Here is a 16,843-nt window from a genome sequence, read left to right on the forward strand (position 1 = left end):
GCCCCCGTAAAAAACCGGCCTCGGCGTCAGGCGCGCAGGGTCGCTCCGCCGTCGACGTAGAGGTCCGTCATGGTGATGTGCGCCGCACGATCCGACAACAGGAAGACCACGGCCTCGGCGATGTCTTCCGGCGTCGCCAGCTTCTGCAACGGAATCCCGGTCTTAAAGGTTTCCGGCGAACCGGCGATGACGCGGGCCGCGCCGTCATCGTCGGCCCACATGCCGGTCTGCATCGGCGTCAGGGTCGAGCCGGGAGCGACGATGTTGCAGCGGACGCCCTTGGGCCCCAGTTCCAGCCCCAGACAGCGGGTGAACATGGTCGCCGCCGCCTTGGACGCGGCATAGGCCGCCATCGCATGGCGCGGTACGCCCGCAGCATTGGAGCTGACGGTGACGAAGGCGCCCTTGCCTCTTTCGCCCATCCGGCGCGCCACTTCACGACCCAGGTGAAAAGGCCCATCCGTATTGACCGCGAAGACGCGGCGCCATTCGGCGTCAGAAGTCTGATCCACCGTCACATTGGACAGGACGCCCGCGACGCTGGCCACCAGGTCGATCGGGCCGTCCTCGGCCTCGATGCGCTCGAACAGGGTCTCGACAGCCGCGCCGTCGGACACGTCCAGCGCCTCGACCCGCACGCCGTTCAGGAAGGCCAGACCCGACAGGGCGGTGGACGGCAGGTCGGTCGCGACCACGCGCGCGCCCTCCTCGACCAGCAAGCGCACCACGGCGGCGCCAATGCCGCCACCCGCGCCCGTGACCAGGGCCAGACGGCCGGACAGTCCGCTGTCTCTCATCGTGCGATCTCCTCGAAGGCGGTCATGCGGGCGTCGAGCGCAGGGGCGATCAAGGCCGTCGCCGCCGGGCCGGTCAGTTGCGGGTGCAGGAAGGGAACCTCGACCACGTCCAGATCGGGCGAGTAAGGCCGCCACAGGCCCGGCGTCAGGTCGCGATCCTTGTGATCCAGCGCCGCGCGGACGTGAGTGGTGCGGCCGCCGAACGGCCTGTGGTGGTGTTCGCGCACCAGACGGTTGGTGTCCAGCACCACGCGGATCACCCCGTCCAGCGCCGCCTCGGGCAGACCGCCCAGCGCGCTGTCGCCCGCCTTCAGGAAGGCGAGAATGGCCGCACGGCTGCGCAGCTCGGGATAGTGGGTCGGGTCGTATCCGGCGATGGCCAGAAGGGCGCGCATGGCGTCGACGGGGTCCGGCTCCGGCTCGGCGCGCCAGCACTCGGCCGGATAGGAATCCAGCATGGCCATCAGGCCGACCTTGACGCCGCGTCGCTCCAGCTCGACCGCCGCCGCCTGGGCGATGATGCCGCCGACGGACCAGCCTGCGATGTGAACCGGACCGGGCGCGCCCAAGGCCAGAATGTGATCGACATAGACCGACGCCAGCGCCTCGATCCCGTCCGGCAGGGCGTTGTCCGGGTCCAGCGCGGGCGACTGCACGCCCCACACCGTGCGGCGCGGCGACAGGGCGCGCGCCAGGGTGCGATAGCCCCACGACAGCCCCCCCGCCGGGTGGATCAGGAACAGCGGCGGCAGGGCCGCATCGCCCTCGGCCAGACGGATCAGCACGCCCAGCCCGTTGTCGAAGTCCAGCGCCTCGGCGTCGATCAGGGCGGCCAGTTCGGCCACGCGCGGCCGGTCGAACAGGGCCCCCAGCCCCGGATCGCGTCCCAGCCGCTCGCGGATCAGCATCATCAGATGCACCGCCAGCAGGGAGTCGCCGCCCAGGGTGAAGAAGTCGTCGTCGGCGCCCGCCGGTTCGGACCTACCCAGCGTCTCGGCGAACAGTTCAGCGATGATTTTCTCGGTCGGCGTCTCGGCTGCACGGCCCGCAGCGGCCTCGAACACCGGGGCGGGCAGCGCCTTGCGGTCCAGCTTGCCGTTGGAGGTCGTCGGCAGGGCGTCCAGCGCCACGATGGCGGCGGGCACCATATAGTCGGGCAGGCGCGCGGCCAGCTTCGCCTTCAGAGCGGCGGGGTCATAACCCTCGGCCGGGACCAGATAGGCGACCAGACGGCGCTCGCCGGGACGGTCTTCGCGGGCCAGCACCACCGTCTCGCGCGCCAGACCGCTGGCGATGACGGCGGCTTCGATCTCGCCCAGTTCGATGCGCAGGCCGCGGATCTTTACCTGATGGTCGCTGCGGCCCAGATAGACCACCGCTCCGTCCGCCCGCCGGCGCGCCACGTCGCCGGTGCGATACAGCCGCTGGCCCGAATGGTGCGGGTCAGGGATGAAGCGCTCCTCAGTCAGGTCGGGCCGGTTCAGATAGCCGCGCGCCAGTTGGACCCCGCCCAGATGCAGATGGCCGCCCATGCCGGGCGCCACGGGGCGCAGCCGCTCGTCCAGAATGACCAGCCGCGTGTTCCACACCGGCCAGCCGATCGGCATGGGGCGGGACGCATCGTCCGGCCCGGCAGCCCAATAGCTGACATCCACCGCCGCCTCGGTCGGGCCGTAGAGGTTGTGCAGTTCGGCGCTCACCGTCTGGTGGAAACGGTCGCGCAGTTCGGCGGGCAACTCCTCGCCGCTGCAGAAGACGTGGGCGACCGCGATGCCCTTCGCCGCCGGATCGGCCAGAAAGGCCGACAGCATGGAGGGGACGAAGTGCAGGTCGGTGATCGCATGGCGGCGGATCAGCCCTGCGATGGCCGCGGGATCACGGTGCGCGCCGGGCGGGGCGACGACCAGTTCGCCGCCCGAAATCAGGGCGAGGAAGAACTCCCACACCGACACGTCGAAGGTGGCGGGCGTCTTCTGCAGGATGCGGGTCTGGGCGCCGACGCCGTACTCGGCCTGCATCCACAGCAGGCGATTGACGATGGCCCGATGCTCGACCAGCACACCCTTGGGATCGCCGGTCGACCCCGAGGTGTAGATGACATAGGCGGCGTCCTCGCCTCCTTGAGCCACCGCAGGCGCAGCCCCGTCCAGCGGCCAGTCGGCGGGCGCCAGCAGGGCCTCGCCGAAGGCGCCGCCGATGTCTTCATGGGCCAGAACGACAGTCGGACCCGCAGCGCGGACGATGGCGGCGATCCGCTCGGCCGGATGCTCCAGATCCAGCGGCAGATAGGCTCCGCCTGCGCGTAAGGTCGCGACCAGCGCGATCACCAGCTCCAGCGATCGCGGCAGGGCCACGGCCACCAGGCTCTCGCGCCCCACGCCGCGCGCCGCCAGCGCCGAGGCCAGCGCCGCCGTGCGACGGTCCAGTTCGGCGTAGGTCAGGGTCTGGTCGCCGAAGGTCAGCGCCGGGGCGTCCGGCGTCGCCTTCATCGCCGCCTCCAGCAGGGCGGTCAGGGTCGTGTCGGGGACCGGGTGAGCGGTGGCGTTGAAGGCTTCGAGTTCGCGCGCGGCTTCTTGCGGCGTGGCGATGGGGACTTCACCCAGGGTCTCGGCGTCCAGCGCATTGGTCAGGAAGGCGGCCAGACGCTCAGCGTGGGCGGCGGCCTCCTCCAGCGTATAGAGGTCGGGGTTGGCGTCGACCTCCAGCGTCAGGGCCGGGGCGGCGTCGCCGCGGAAGGTGAAGCTGATGTCGTCCACCGGGCCTGTGCCCAGCACCTTCAACGTCGTATCCAGCCCCGCAAAGCGCGGCGGCAGATCGAACGGCAGGACGTTGACCAGCGGCCCATACAGGCGCCGCGCCCCGCCGATCAGGCCCAGGTCGCGCCGCAACTGCTCGCTGCGGTAACGTCCGTGGCGGCGGGTCTTGATCAGGGCCTTGGAGGCCAGGATCAATTGCTCGTCAAGCGGCGCGTCCTCGTCCAGGGTCAGGCGCAGCGGCGGGACGTTCATGATCATGGCGGGCGTGCGCGCCGAGGCGCTGCCCATGCGGCCCATCCACGGCACGCCGATCACGGCCTCTTCCGCGCCCGAGAAGCGGCGGACGTAGGCCGCGCCGATTGCGGTCAGCACGTCGGGCCATGACAGGCGCCCGGCGTCGGCGCGGGCGCGCAGGCGGGCCGTGACCTCAGGCGTCAGGGCGCGTTCGATGCGGTGAAAGCGGTGGGCGGTCGTGGCCTTGCCGGGCGCCAGAGAGGCGACCTCGGGCGCGTCGCCCATGATCTCGCGCCAGTAGGCGGCGTCGGCCGTGCGCTTGTCCGAGGCGCGATAGGCGGCGTCTTCCTCCCACACCTTGGCGATGGGGTTGAAGGCCGGACCGGGCGCCGGGCCGCCGCGCACGGCGTTGTAAAGCTCGGCCACACGGCTGGTCAGCAGGGCCATGCCGAAACCGTCGGTGGCCAGGTGGTGAACGCGCAGGCTCCACAGGAAGCGTTGCGGCCCCATCAGGAACAGGATGTTGGCGGCCAGCGGGTCGCGGGTCGGGTCCAGCGGCGTCTCGTGATCGCGGCGCATGGCGGCCATGGCCTCGGCGACCGGATCGGCGGCAGCGGATACGTCGACGATCTGAAGCTGGGGCCGATGGGTCGGGTCGAGCGTCTGGAAGACCTGGCCGTCTCGTTCGACGAAACGCAGCGACAGGGCCTCGGCCTCAGCCGCGGTCTGATCGACGGCGGCGCGGAAAGCCTCGACATCCAGATCGCCCCTAATGTCGAGATAGTGGGCCGTGTTAAAGATCGGGTTGGCCGGGTCCAGCCTCTGGGCGAACCACAGGCCGGATTGAGCTTCCGTCAGCGGGTATTCCAGCGCCGCCGCCATGCGTCCGTCGTCCATGATACTGGCGTCAGGCGTCGTGACCGGCGGCGCGCAGGCGCGCCTGAACCACGCTCCACCAGCCTGCGAGCGTGGTGTGTTCGGCCAGTTCGCTGAACTCCAGCGGCACCGCCTCGCTCCACGCCAGCGACAGGTTGAGGGCGCGTAAGGAGTCGACGCCCAGGTCCATCAGATTGTCGTCGTCCAGAATGGAGTCCGGCGTTTCGTGCAGCACGGCGGCGATGTCGGCGCGCATCCGCTCCAGCGTCAGATCCTGCGGGGTCAGCTTGGTCATGTCAGTCGTTCCAGAACGCGCGCCGTCGAAAGGGCCACGGCGCAGGTGTCGGCGGCCCAGGCCACCGCGCCCATATGCTTGTCGCGCGAGAAGTCGCCAAGCGCATCGGCGACGAAGAAGGGTTCAATATCGCGCTGAAACGCCTCGGCCGCCGTCAGCTGGCAGCCGATGTGGGCGTAGACGCCGCAGACGATCAGCTGGTCCCGCCCCCGCACGCGCATCAGCGTCTCAAGGTTGCTGCGCTGGAAGGCGCTGTAGCGGTGCTTGATCAGCGGGAAGTCGCCTGGCGCCGGGGTCAGTTCAGGCAAAATCTCTTCATGCTCGGGCGCGCGGCTCATGCCCGGTCCCCACAGGTCGGCTTGCAGACCCCGGTCGCGGCGATCCTGATCGCCGTGCTGGGCGGTGTAGAAGACGGGAACGCCCGCCGCCCGCGCCGCCGCGATCAGGCGCGCGATGTTGGCGATCAGGCCCGGCAGAGGCTCGGCGCCCGGCGCATAGGGGCGCATGAAATAGCGCTGCATGTCGTGGACCAGCAGGGCGGCGCGATCACGCTGCAACGTCCACTGGGCGCGCGAGGCGGGAATCTCCGCCTCGGTCGGCAGGGCGTAGGCCGGGACGGTGGGCAGGCCTTTGGAAACGGTCACGCCTTGCCCTCTTCTTCCAGAATGCGCTGGCGAAGGGCCGCGCGCAGTTCGCGGCGGCTGACCTTGCCCACGGCGGTCACGGCGAAGTCTTCGACAAAGACGATCTGGTCCGGCACCTTGAAGTCGGCGATGTCGCGCTTGCGCATCCAGGCCTTCAGCTCGACGCCGCGCGGCGGGGCGCCGTTGGGGATGATGAAGGCACAGATACGTTCGCCCAGATAGTCGTCGGGCACCGACACCACGGCGGCGTCGAAGACGGCCGGGTGGGCCAGCAGGTGATCCTCGACCTCCTCGGCCGAGATCTTCTCGCCCGCGCGGTTGATGTGGTCGGTGGCCCGGCCCATGACCACGAGGTAGCCCTCGGGCGTGCGCCGCACCACGTCACCGGTGCGGTAGAAGCCGTCGTCGGTGAAGGACCGCTCATTGGCCGCCGGTTCGTTGTGATAGGCACGGATCGTATAGGGGCCGCGCGTCAGCAGATTGCCCGGCTCGCCCTCGGCCACCGGCGCGCCTGCGTCGTCGACGATCAGGATTTCGTCGTCGGGGCTGATGGGTCGCCCTTGCGTCTCGACGATCAGGCTCTCGGGGTCGTCCAGCCGCGTGTAGTTGACCAGACCCTCGGCCATGCCGAACACCTGTTGCAGGGTGCAGTCCAGTTCGGTGCGCACGCGACGCGCCGCCTCGGGCAGGAATTTCGCCCCGCCGACCAGCAGCACCTGAAGGCTGGACAGGTCGTGGGTCTTCTTGGCCGCCGCCTGCATCCACAACAGGGCCAGAGGCGGCACAAGGCCGGTGATCGTCACCCCCTCGCGTTCGATGAGGGGGAAGCAGACGTCCGGCGACGGCGACGGCGCCATCACCACCGTCGCCCCGACATAGAGAGCGCCCAGATAGCCGGGCGAGCTCATCGGGAAGTTATGCGCCGCCGGCAGGGCCGTCAGATAGACGCTCTCCGGCTCCAGCGCCGAGATGTCGGCGCTTTCGCGCACGCTGTAGAGATAGTCGTCGTGGGTGCGCGGGATCAGCTTGGACAGGCCGGTCGAGCCGCCCGAAATCTGCAGGAAGGCCACATCGGACGGATCGGCGTCCTGCGTCGGCAGAGACGCCGGATCGGCGCGGAAACCATCGAAGGATGCGAACTCCTCGGCCTCGCCCACCACGACCACATGGCGCAGGTCCGGAACCTCGGCCTGAACGGTGCGGGCCAGGGCGCGGTAGTCGAACCCTTCGTGCCGATCGGCGACGACATAGGCCGACGCCTCGGCCCGCGTCACGAAGTGGACGATCTCAGTCGAGCGGTGCGCGGGCAGCGCATAGACGGGGATCAGCTTCGCCCGGAACAGGCCGAAAATCACGCTGAGGAACTCGGGCAGGTTCGGCAACTGCACCACCACCCTGTCGCCCGGCTTCAGCCCCAGCGCCAGGAAACCGGCGGCGGCCGTCTCGGCCTTTTCCAGCAGTTCGCCATAGGTCCAGCGCTGGTCCAAGCCGACCACGGCGACAGCGTCGCCCTGCGCCTCGGCGCGGCTGCGCAGCAGTTGAGAGAAGGTCTCGCCGCGCCAATAGCCCTTGGCCCGATAACGCGCCGCCATGTCGTCCGGCCAGATCTGTTGCAGGGGAATCATACGCTCGCCTCATCCACGCCCAGTGCGCGCAGGACGGCCTGGAACTTACCTGACGTCTCGTCCGCCTCGGCGGCGGGGTCGGAGCCTTCGACAATGCCCGCCCCGGCATAGAGACGCGCCTGATCACCGCACGTCTCGGCGCAGCGCAGCGAGACGTACCACGCGCCATCGCCGAAAGCGTTGGTCCAGCCCACGGCCCCGGCATAGAAGCCCCGGTCATAGCCTTCAAGCGCGTGAATCATCTCGGCCGCCCGGTCGCGCGGCGAGCCGCAGACGGCGGGCGTCGGATGCAGCAGGGCGGCCAGTTCGGCGGCGGAGGTTTCGTCAGGGCGATGCAGTCGCCCCTCGATGCGGGTGCCCAGGTGCCACATGGTCCGCGTCGACACGAGCGCCGGTCCCGGCGGCGCGCGCAGGTCGCTGCAGTAGGGCGCCAGCAGGTCCATGATGGCCTCGACCACCAGGGCGTGCTCGCGGCGGTCCTTGTCGGACGCCAGCAGACTCTGCGCCGCCGCCTCGTCCTGCACCACGTCGGTGCTGCGGCGAGCTGATCCGGCCAGAGGGTGAGAGAAGACGACCGGGCCGCGCTTGGACGCCAGCAGTTCGGGCGTGGCGCCGACCAGACGGCGCATGGCCCCGCCCTGCCCTGTTTTTTGGCCTTCACCAAGCGGCGTCAGGAAGCGTGCGGCGGTCGGGTCGGCTTTCAGGTCGCGCCACAGGGCGAAGGGGTCGATCGCGCCGTCGCCTTGAACCTTCAGGCTGCGCGACAGCACCACCTTGTCGACCGGCTCGGCGCCGCCTTGCGAGGCGCGCATGGCCTCAAGCGCCTGCGTCACAGCCGCCTCATAGGCCGCGCGCGACGGCTCGGGCGTCAGGGCGCGGATCGACGGATGAGACGCGCTTGAAGGCATATCCCAGATGCGGTTGGCCGCGCGCTCGGGCAGGAACAGGCAGTCGTCGGCTTTGCGGTCGAACGGCAGGGCGCCGACCAGCAGGCGCGGCGACGGCTCATCGGTTTCCGGCGCGACGGGCAGGTCAGCGAAGAAGCGGCGCACCCGCGCGCCCAGCGTCGCCGCCGGTCCCGGCGTCAGCCGCTGCTTCAGACCCGTGGTGAAGAGCCGCAGCTCCGGCGTGGTCAGTCCAAAAGCCCAGTCCATGTCATCCTTCGGCGCGGCGACCTCTTGCCGTTCGGATGCGCCGCCGCCGATCTGAACCGACAGATCGGGCGCCCCCCAGAATTCCGCTACTCTCGACTCCATGCTGGTCCCTGCCGCACTCAAGCTGTTGCATATCATTCGCAACAACCGGCCTATAGCGGAGCAACCTTCGCGTTGTCTTGCGGCGAGATTAATTCCAAGCCGGTCTGGTCGTTTCGCTGCAGAGGTTTAGAAGGGCGCTCATGCGAATGCTTGTCATTGACGATGATGCCCGAACCCGCGCCTTCGTGGCCGAAGGCCTGCGCCAGCAAGGACATACGGTCGATGAGGCGAACGACGGCGAGACGGGTCTGCACATGGCGATGGAGGGCGAGTACGACGCCATCGTCGCCGACCGCATGATGCCCGGCCTGCCCGGCCTGGAAGCGGTGCAGGCCATGCGCGCGAGCGGCCTGAAAACGCCGGTGCTGATGCTGACGGCGCTGGGCTCGGTCGACGACCGGGTGGCGGGGCTGAACGCGGGCGCCGACGACTATCTGGTCAAGCCCTTCGCCTTCAGCGAACTGAGCGCGCGCCTTCAGGCGCTGGTCCGACGCCCGCCGCTGGCCGAGGCCACGACGCGGCATCGGGTGGCCGACCTGGAGGTCGACGTGGCCGCCCACCGGGCGACCCGCGCGGGCAAGCCGCTGGACCTGACCCCGCACGAGTTCAAATTGCTGGAGCGGCTGGCCCGCAACGCCGGTCATGCGGTGACGCGCACCATGCTGCTGGAAAGCCTGTGGGGCTTCCACTTCGACCCGCGCGCCAATCTGATCGACGCCCACATCAGCCGCCTGCGGGCCAAGGTGGATCGGGGCTTCGATCAGGAGTTGATCCACACCATCCGGGGGGTGGGCTATGTCCTCAAGGCTCCGGACTGAGCCGAAACGTCCGTCGGTCTGGTCCACGGCCAGCCTGCGCTACGCCGCCGCCTTCTCGGTCCTGTTCGGCCTGGGCGCGGCGGTGATGATCGCGGGGGTGGACTACGGCCTGATGCGCTTCGCCGAGGCCGAGGTCCGCGACGGGCTGAACCACCAGATGGACGTGATGCGCGCCGACGCCAACCGGCATGGCACGGCCCAGTTGGTGCAGGAGTTGAACGCTGAAGCCCGCAACCGCGACGCCCGGCGCTATCTGCTGCTGGTCGAGGCGCCGGACGGCAGCACGTTCTCCAACGGCCTGACGCGGCTGGCGGTCAATGAGACCGGCTTCCGCCGCAACCTGCCCAACAAGGCGCGCCCCGCCCGCTGGCCCGACCAGACGCCCAACATGCTGGCGCTGAGCGCGCGGGCGTCCGACGGCGGCCTGCTGGCGGTGGGACGCGACATCCAGCATCTGGACGAACTGCGCGGCGGCATCCGCCGCTATGCTCTGATGAGCGGGATCGCCCTGATCCTGCTGGCGCTGGCTGGCGGCTGGTTCGCCGGACGGCTGTTCCTGCGGCGGCTGGAGGACGTCAACCAGGCGGTCGGCCGCATCATCGCCGGTCAGGATTCGGCCCGCCTGCCCGCTGTCGGCCTGGGGCGGGAGTTCAACGAACTATCAGCCAACCTCAACCGGATGCTGGACCGGCAGGAGGCGGCGCTGACGACGCTGAAGACTTTGTCCGAGGGCGTGGCCCATGAACTGCGCGCGCCTCTGAACCGGGTCCGCAACCGGCTGGAGGATCTGGCCGCCAATCTGAATGACGCCCAAGCGCGTGAAGCCGCCGTCGAACGCGCGCTTGAGGAGACTGATCAGGTCAGCGCCCTGTTCGAGGCCCTGCTGACGCTGGCGCGGATCGAAAGCGGCGACGCCGCCCTGAAGACCGAACCGCTGGACCTCGCCGTCCTGACCGGCGCCGTGGCAGACATCTACAGCCCCTTCGTCGAAGAAGCGGGCGGGCTTCTGGCCGCCACCCTCGCCCCTGCCGGAACGGTCGAGGCCGACCCCGCTCTGCTGCAGCAGGCCCTGGCCAATCTGATCGAGAACGCCGTCTTCCACGGCGGCGGCCAGGTCGCGGTCTCAACGTCCAGCGCAGACGGCAGGGCGGTCGTCCGCGTCGCCGACCACGGCCCCGGCGTGCCGGACGCCGAGCGCGAAAAGGTGCTGCGCCGCTTCTATCGCCTGGATCAGGGCGAGAGCAGCCACGCCTCGGGCGCAGGGCTGGGTCTGGCGATGGTGGCCGCTGTCGCGCGGGCGCACGGCGGCGACTTGCGGCTGGAGGACAATCAGCCGGGTCTGGCGGTGGAGCTGGCCCTGCCCGCCACAATGGCCAAGCCCTAGTTGCAATTGGTTCTCAATTAGCCGATCAAGCCGCTCCATCCCGTTCAGGAGCGTCTCATGACTTCCGCCACCACGACCGTCGCAGCCCCCGGCGGCGCCTTCAGCCTGAAGCCGCTGCTGTTCACGGCGGGCGTCGGCAGCCTGTCGATGATGGCCTTCGTCGCCGTGGTCGGGCCGATGGCGCGGTTGTTGGGGCTTCAGCCCTGGCACGTCGGGGCGGCGGTGACGGCGGCGGGCGTGGCCTGGATGCTGATGGCCCGTTTCTGGGGCGTGCGCAGCGATCAGATCGGACGGCGCAAGGTTCTGCTGATCGCCCTGGCCGGATTCGCCGTCAGCTATGCGGCGCTGGGCCTGTTCATGAACGCGGCCCTGGCGCTGGTCCCGGCGGCTATCATCAGCTTTCTGGGCATGACGGCGGCGCGCACCGCCGCCGGGGCCTTCTACGCCGCCGTGCCTCCGGTCTGCGCCGCCGTGGTGGCCGACCATACGCCCCCGGCCGAGCGCGCCCGCGCGATGGGCGCCGTCGGCGCCGCCAGCGCCCTGGGCATGGTCGTCGGGCCGGGCGCCGCGGGACTGCTGGCCGGATGGAGCCTCAGCGCCGCCCTGATGATCATCTCCGCCCTGCCCGTTCTGGCCTTCATCGCCGTGTGGCGCTTCCTGCCGGCCGACGCGCCGCATGAGACGCGACGGAAGTCGGTGCTGAAGCTCTCCGACGTTCGCATCCCCGCGCCGTCGTCACCGCATTCTGCGCCATGTGCGGCGTGGTCGTGTGTCAGGTGGTGGTTGGCTTCCTGGCGCTGGACCGCTTCGGCCTGTCGCCCAATGAGGCGGCGCGCACGGCGGGCGTCGCCCTGGCCGTGGTCGGCGTGGTTCTGTTCGCCTCGCAGATGGTGCTGCGCCGGTTAAGCTGGGCGCCCTCGCGCTTCATTCGTATCGGCGCAGGCATCGCCGCTGTCGGCTTCATCGGCGCCGTCTTCGCCGCTACGCCGGTGCAGCTATGGATCGCCTATGGCGTCATCGCGGCGGGTATGGGCTGGGTCTATCCCTCGCAGTCGGCCCTCGCCGCCAACGCCGTCGAAACCCATGAGCAAGGCGCCGCCGCCGGAGCCGTGGGCGCTGCGCAGGGTCTGGGCGCCGTCCTGGGCCCGCTGGCGGGAACCCTGGCCTATCAGGCGGCGCACAGCGCGCCTTACGCCGTATCGGCCGGTCTGATCCTGATCGCCGCCCTGTGGCCTGCGACCCGCCTCAAGGCCCATGAGATCTGAAGCCGAATATTGTCGCCGGGATCGGTTTGCCTCTTATATTCCGAGGATGCTGACAGATCAGCCGAACTCAGGAGGCCCCATGTCAGACGGCTTTCCGCACGGAACCGTGCATCAGGCGGCTGCGGATCTTCAGGACGCCCTGAAGGCGGACGCCGAGATTTTCGACCTGTGGCGAAACCTGACGCCGCTGGGTCGCAATGAGTTCATCTGCTGGGTTGATGACGCCAAACAACCGGCGACGCGCCAGCGACGCATCGGGCGGACCGTAGAGGAACTGCGGGAGGGCAAGCGCCGCCCCTGCTGCTGGGCGGGCTGCATCCACCGCACCGACAAGGCGCCGAGCCGATGGCAACAGGCCGTCCTGATCGACCAAAAAAGCAAGGGCGCGTCCAAGCCCTGACGCGCCCTCGCCTTCTCTCGTCTGTCGCCCGTATTTATTGAGCGGCGACCGCCTTGGCCGTCTCAGCGGGTTTGCCGCCGCGCGCGATGAAGGCGCGCATATGCTCCTCCAGCGTGTTCAGCGGCACCGAGCCCAAAGCCAGGATTTCGTCGTGGAACGGGCGCGGATCGAAACGCTCGCCCAGAGCGGCCTCGGCCTCGCCGCGCAGACGGCGGATGGTCAGCTCGCCCAGCTTGTAGGACAGGGCCTGACCGGGCCAGCTGATGTAGCGGTCCACCTCGGTCTCGACCTCGTGGCGCGACAGGGCGGTGTGACCCGCCAGATAGTCGATGGCCTGTTCGCGCGACCAGCCCTTCAGGTGCACGCCGGTGTCGATCACCAGACGCGCCGCGCGCCACATCTCATAGCTGAGGCGGCCGAAGTTCTCATAGGGCGTGCGATAGATGCCCATCTCGACGCCCAGCCATTCCGTATAGAGGCCCCAGCCCTCGCCATAACCTGAGAAGTAGGTGTGGCGACGGAAGGTCGGCCCCGCGTCCTGCTCCTCGGCCAGCGCCATCTGGAAGCTGTGGCCCGGCGCGCATTCATGCAGGGTCAGGGCCGGGATGTTGTACAGGGGGCGGCTGGGCAGGTTGTGGGTATTCATCTGGCAGGCTTCCAGCCCGCCGCGTCCCGCCGTGTAAAAGGGGGCCAGCGCCTCAGGCACCTGAATGATAGTGTAGCGACGGCGCGGCAGCTTGCCGATCAGCTTGCCGATCTCGCCATCGGCCCGCACCGCGACCCAGGCCGACACCATCATCAGTTCGTCCGGCGTCTTGGCGTAGAACTGCGGGTCGGTGCGCAGGAAATGCAGGAACTCGTCGAACGAGCCGGTGAAGCCCGCGTCGGCCATCGTCTGGCGCATCTCGGCCTGGATGCGGGCGACCTCGGACAGGCCGATCTGGTGGATCTCCTCGCCGCTCAGATCCAGCGTCGTATATTTGCGGACCTGGGATTCGTAGAAGGCGACGCCGTCAGGCATGTCGCGGGCCGCCAGCGTGGTACGGGCGCGCGGCTGGTATTCCTTCAGATAGAAGTCCAGCAGCGACCGATAGGCCGGGATCACCGCCTCATTGATGACAGTCGCGGCCTCGGCGCGCAGGCGCGCCTGGTCGGACGCCGAAACGGTCGAAGGCATATGGCGGAAGGCCGCGTAGAAGGCGTTAGCCTCGGCCGTGTCGGTGATGAAGTTGGTGATGGAGGCTTCGCGGCCTTCCAGCGTCACGCGCGGCACGCTGAAACCGCGCGCCAGGCCGTCGCGCATATTGGCCTTCTGCTGGTCGAAGTAGCGCGGGATGTCGCGCATTCGCGAGATAAAGGCGCTGTAGTCCTCGGCTGTGCGCAGGCTGCGGGCCTGATCCAGATAGGTCCAGAAGGAGCTGTCGCTGTTGAACGGCATCTCCCATTGGCGAGCCTGACCGTCGATCAGGGCATGCTCCAGATTGGTGCGGAAGACGGCGGCGTTGATGCGGTCCTCGTCCGACAGCTCGTCCAGCGAAATGCCGTCCAGTTGCTGCAACAGTCCGCGCACATAGGTCAGACGCTGCTGCTGGGCGGCCGGGCTGACGTCCGCCAGACGATCCGCCGGGCCGTATTCGCCGTCGGCGCCTTTGACCCGGCCGGTGCGGGCCATCCCGGCCTCGGTTTCCGCCTCATAGAGCGCCTTCAGCCGCGCCCCGGCCTGCTGCATCTGCGCGGCGGACGGAGAAGCCTCGGCGGCGAACGCCGCCGCCGGGACCGACGCGACCAGAAGGGACGAAACGGCGCAGGCCGTCAGCAGCAGGGTTCTCATGATACTGTTCCTATTCTTACCAGCACGGGCGTCGGCCGAAGCCTAGGCCAGCGTCAATGCCACTCGCCGCCGCCGATCGGCGCGCCCGGCGGAACCGGCTGAGCGACCGGAAGGGTCGCGCTGAGCGCCTTCAGCCCCTCGACCGGCCCTGTCAGGGCTTCGGCCAGATAGGAGCACTGCGCCGTCTCCAGCCGATCGCCACGGCAGCGTTTCAACTGTTCGCCGAAGCGGCGGGCGCTGTCGCGCACCACGCCCTGAGCGGTCGATGACAGGTCCTTGCCCTGCATCAGGGCCGACAGATGGGCGGCGTAGCGGGCGCGGGCCACGCGGCGCAGTTCGGCCTGTCGCGGGCTGAGGACGGCGCCCGGACCGACGGCCAGAGCCACCCGATCCAGCGTCTCGACCAAGCCCAGCTGGCCCGGATCGCGGCGCTGCTGTTCGATCAGACGATTCAACCGCTCGGGCGCCAGCAGGGTCTCGAACACCACCTCGGTCGCCGCAGCCGCCGCCGAGGACGGGTCGAACACAGCGTCGGTCTTGCCCTCAAACAGTTCGATCTGGGTCTGGCGATCCGGATTGCCCGACTGCACCGAGGACAGCAGGTCGATCAGGTCGTCCCTGAGGTCCAGTTCGGCCGGAGACAGCGCCTGCATCAGGGCCTCCAGCGCCGCGCGCTGCTTGTCGGCGGGCACGACCTCGGCCCGCTCATGCCCGGCGCCGCTGACGGCGTAGCTGTAGTCGACGCCGCCGATCTGACGCCCGACCGCCGTGGTCTGATAGCGGTGATACAGATAGATCGGCACGATGACCCGGCGCAGGTCCGCCGCCGGCGCGCCCGCCGGCAGATTGCCCAGGCCGAAACGCGACAGGGCGATACGGCGAACCGCCAGAGTGTTGGCGAACTCCGCCACCGGATCTTCGCCGTTGTCCCACATGGCGCCATAGGGCTGAAGGCTGCCCAGAGGTCGGGTGTCATTGTCGCCGACGAAACGATAGCCCTTTCCTTGCGCCTCTGCCGCCAGAGCCAGACGACGCGCCTGCGGATCCTGACCCGGCGTATCGCCATACAGCCAGTCGATGGCGTAGCGGTCCCAGGCGCCGACGCCGGTCGTATAGGCCTGGCTGAAGTCCAGCCGGTCGCCGTCGGCGATCACCCAGGGCGCGGGATAGTCCATCACTGAAGCGCGCCCCTCATACATGGAGGCGGCGAAGTTGTGAGCCAGGCCGATCGAGTGGCCGATTTCGTGCGCCGATAGGTGACGCAGGCGGTGATAGGCGAGACGATCGGGGTCGTCCTCGGCGCCCGTCCCTGCGCGGGCGGCGCCGACCAGCCCCTCGATGATCATCTTGTCCTGACGGTCGCGCAGCGAGCCCAGTTGCACCACGCCGCGCACGATCTCGCCAGTGCGCGGATCGCTGACCGTGCTGCCGGTCGACCAGCCGCGCGTCTCGCGGTGGACCCAGGCGATGATGCTGTAACGGGCGTCCATCGGATGCGCCCCTTCAGGCAGCACCTCGACCCGGAAGGCGTTCTGATACCCCGCCTCTTCAAAGGCTTGCGCCCACCAGTTGCCGCCCTCGATCAGGGCTTCGCGGATGGCGACCGGCGCGGCCCGGTCGACGTAGAAGACGATCGGCTTCCTGACCGGCGAACGGGCGGCCGAGGGATCGGTCTTCTCCAGCCGGAAGCGGCGCGCCATCCGCTTCATCACCGGCTGATCCAGAGGCGCGGCGAAATCCACCGCCATCGCCTGGCCGATGCTGCCGCCGCGCGGATCGTGCGGCACGGTCTGGAAGCCGTCGTCCGGCAGGCGGATGAAGGAGTGCTGGACCGTCAGGGTGACGGCGCGCGAATCCGGCGCGATGCGCGACAGCTCGCCGCCCGGCTCGTCGCTGGTGAAGGTCTGAACCGTCTGAAGTTCGACGTTGTCCGGGAACACCAGAGTCTGATCCAGCGCCAGATGCCCCAGATCCTGCGCCGGCTTGAACGAACCGAGGCTGGCCCGCTTCAGTCGCCCGGCGATATTGACCGCATCGCGCGTCAGGAAGCCGGACAGGTCGACGACAACCGAGCCGTCGGCGCCCGTCTCGATCACATCCGTCGCCCAGACGGTCGAGGGGGCGAAGGAGGCGGCGACCGCCCTCTGCTCGTCGTCGCTGGCGTCAAAGGCGCGGAAGCGGTGATTCTCGAACCGGGCGAACACCCGGCCGCCGACCTTGTGAAAGGCTACGATCTGCGTCTGGCCCAGACCGGATCGGTCCAGCCCGGCGTTATCCATGCCCAGCCCCGCCGACAGGCCCGGCTGATACAGGTAGCGGCCGATCACGCCCTCGGCGTCCGGCGGCGACAGACGCGCCAGAACCCGCCCCTTCTCGCGGTCCAGCCGCACGCCGAACAGGCCGTCCTGCCAGGCGGCTGTGGCCGCCGCCGTCGCGGGCGCGGACTGCGCTGTCGCCTGAGCCGACGCCCCGAGCATCACCAGACCGGCGACGCTCGCCAGCAGAACCTTGCGTAACATCGGCTTCCCCCTCCGACCGCTTGAACTGCCGCGTTCAGAACACTGAACGCCTGCAAGCGCAAGCCGGCCAGACCTTATGATCGAATAATGTATCTGAACATTTCACATGCAGGCGGCTTTGCGAAGTCGGGGGCTCAGCCTTC

The 16,843-nt window shown here is 69.2% G+C and carries 13 protein-coding genes; 5 read left to right on the forward strand and 8 right to left on the reverse strand.

Annotation, left to right across the window (positions count from 1 at the left end; genetic code table 11):
* Nucleotides 1-26: 26 nt before the first annotated feature.
* The 6 genes from D1604_RS04615 to D1604_RS04640 are packed head-to-tail and all read right to left on the reverse strand — an operon-like array spanning nucleotide 27 to nucleotide 8,483.
* The gene (locus tag D1604_RS04615; RefSeq protein ID WP_119412356.1) at nucleotides 27-797 is read right to left on the reverse strand and encodes a 2,3-dihydro-2,3-dihydroxybenzoate dehydrogenase; all 771 of its coding nucleotides are present in this window, start codon (nucleotides 795-797) and stop codon (nucleotides 27-29) included.
* Nucleotides 794-4,684, reverse strand: coding sequence for a non-ribosomal peptide synthetase (locus tag D1604_RS04620; RefSeq protein ID WP_119412357.1), 3,891 nt, complete (start codon nucleotides 4,682-4,684; stop codon nucleotides 794-796). Before D1604_RS04620 ends, D1604_RS04615 begins: the two co-directional genes overlap by 4 nt.
* A 10-nt stretch (nucleotides 4,685-4,694) precedes the next feature.
* Nucleotides 4,695-4,958, reverse strand: a complete 264-nt coding sequence (locus D1604_RS04625; RefSeq protein ID WP_003167400.1) for a phosphopantetheine-binding protein — start codon at nucleotides 4,956-4,958, stop codon at nucleotides 4,695-4,697.
* Nucleotides 4,955-5,602 carry an isochorismatase family protein gene (locus D1604_RS04630; protein WP_119412358.1) on the reverse strand — a complete coding sequence of 216 codons (648 nt, stop codon included), beginning with the start codon at nucleotides 5,600-5,602 and terminating at the stop codon, nucleotides 4,955-4,957. Before D1604_RS04630 ends, D1604_RS04625 begins: the two co-directional genes overlap by 4 nt.
* Entirely contained in the window at nucleotides 5,599-7,227 is a 1,629-nt protein-coding gene (locus D1604_RS04635; RefSeq protein ID WP_119412359.1) for a (2,3-dihydroxybenzoyl)adenylate synthase, read from the reverse strand. Before D1604_RS04635 ends, D1604_RS04630 begins: the two co-directional genes overlap by 4 nt.
* Complete coding sequence (locus D1604_RS04640) at nucleotides 7,224-8,483, reverse strand: isochorismate synthase (RefSeq protein ID WP_233551864.1); 1,260 nt, start codon at nucleotides 8,481-8,483, stop codon at nucleotides 7,224-7,226. The genes D1604_RS04635 and D1604_RS04640 overlap by 4 nt, the downstream gene beginning before the upstream one ends.
* Before the next feature lie 146 nt (nucleotides 8,484-8,629).
* Here D1604_RS04640 and D1604_RS04645 point away from each other — a divergent pair, with 146 nt between their 5' ends.
* From D1604_RS04645 to D1604_RS04660, 5 genes are all read left to right on the forward strand, one after another.
* A complete protein-coding gene (locus D1604_RS04645; protein WP_081650917.1) occupies nucleotides 8,630-9,301 on the forward strand; it encodes a response regulator in 672 nt (223 codons plus the stop codon).
* Nucleotides 9,279-10,685 carry a sensor histidine kinase gene (locus D1604_RS04650; RefSeq protein WP_119412361.1) on the forward strand — a complete coding sequence of 469 codons (1,407 nt, stop codon included), beginning with the start codon at nucleotides 9,279-9,281 and terminating at the stop codon, nucleotides 10,683-10,685. Before D1604_RS04645 ends, D1604_RS04650 begins: the two co-directional genes overlap by 23 nt.
* A gap of 57 nt (nucleotides 10,686-10,742) precedes the next feature.
* Nucleotides 10,743-11,591 (forward strand): MFS transporter, encoded by an 849-nt coding sequence (locus D1604_RS04655; protein ID WP_199683667.1) that lies wholly within the window; start codon nucleotides 10,743-10,745, stop codon nucleotides 11,589-11,591.
* Entirely contained in the window at nucleotides 11,483-11,950 is a 468-nt protein-coding gene (locus D1604_RS15875; RefSeq protein ID WP_233551888.1) for an MFS transporter, read from the forward strand. The genes D1604_RS04655 and D1604_RS15875 overlap by 109 nt, the downstream gene beginning before the upstream one ends.
* Before the next feature lie 79 nt (nucleotides 11,951-12,029).
* Nucleotides 12,030-12,350, forward strand: coding sequence for a YdeI/OmpD-associated family protein (locus tag D1604_RS04660; protein ID WP_119412362.1), 321 nt, complete (start codon nucleotides 12,030-12,032; stop codon nucleotides 12,348-12,350).
* A gap of 34 nt (nucleotides 12,351-12,384) precedes the next feature.
* On the opposite strand, the gene D1604_RS04665 is transcribed toward D1604_RS04660, so the two are convergent.
* Nucleotides 12,385-14,181, reverse strand: a complete 1,797-nt coding sequence (locus D1604_RS04665) for a DUF885 domain-containing protein (RefSeq protein WP_119412363.1) — start codon at nucleotides 14,179-14,181, stop codon at nucleotides 12,385-12,387.
* A 53-nt stretch (nucleotides 14,182-14,234) separates the two neighbouring features.
* Entirely contained in the window at nucleotides 14,235-16,700 is a 2,466-nt protein-coding gene (locus D1604_RS04670; RefSeq protein ID WP_119412364.1) for a zinc-dependent metalloprotease, read from the reverse strand.
* Nucleotides 16,701-16,843: the final 143 nt, after the last annotated feature.

Origin of the sequence: Brevundimonas sp. LPMIX5 (assembly GCF_003576505.1) — a bacterium.
GTDB lineage: Bacteria > Pseudomonadota > Alphaproteobacteria > Caulobacterales > Caulobacteraceae > Brevundimonas > Brevundimonas naejangsanensis.

Coding starts and splice junctions, on each gene's coding strand:
- D1604_RS04615 (WP_119412356.1), bottom strand. CDS start 797: ATGAGAGACAGCGGACTGTCCGGCCGTCTGGCCCTGGTCACGGGCGCG.
- D1604_RS04620 (WP_119412357.1), bottom strand. CDS start 4,684: ATGGACGACGGACGCATGGCGGCGGCGCTGGAATACCCGCTGACGGAA.
- D1604_RS04625 (WP_003167400.1), bottom strand. CDS start 4,958: ATGACCAAGCTGACCCCGCAGGATCTGACGCTGGAGCGGATGCGCGCC.
- D1604_RS04635 (WP_119412359.1), bottom strand. CDS start 7,227: ATGATTCCCCTGCAACAGATCTGGCCGGACGACATGGCGGCGCGTTAT.
- D1604_RS04640 (WP_233551864.1), bottom strand. CDS start 8,483: ATGGAGTCGAGAGTAGCGGAATTCTGGGGGGCGCCCGATCTGTCGGTT.
- D1604_RS04645 (WP_081650917.1), top strand. CDS start 8,630: ATGCTTGTCATTGACGATGATGCCCGAACCCGCGCCTTCGTGGCCGAA.
- D1604_RS04650 (WP_119412361.1), top strand. CDS start 9,279: ATGTCCTCAAGGCTCCGGACTGAGCCGAAACGTCCGTCGGTCTGGTCC.
- D1604_RS04655 (WP_199683667.1), top strand. CDS start 10,743: ATGACTTCCGCCACCACGACCGTCGCAGCCCCCGGCGGCGCCTTCAGC.
- D1604_RS04660 (WP_119412362.1), top strand. CDS start 12,030: ATGTCAGACGGCTTTCCGCACGGAACCGTGCATCAGGCGGCTGCGGAT.
- D1604_RS04665 (WP_119412363.1), bottom strand. CDS start 14,181: ATGAGAACCCTGCTGCTGACGGCCTGCGCCGTTTCGTCCCTTCTGGTC.
- D1604_RS04670 (WP_119412364.1), bottom strand. CDS start 16,700: ATGTTACGCAAGGTTCTGCTGGCGAGCGTCGCCGGTCTGGTGATGCTC.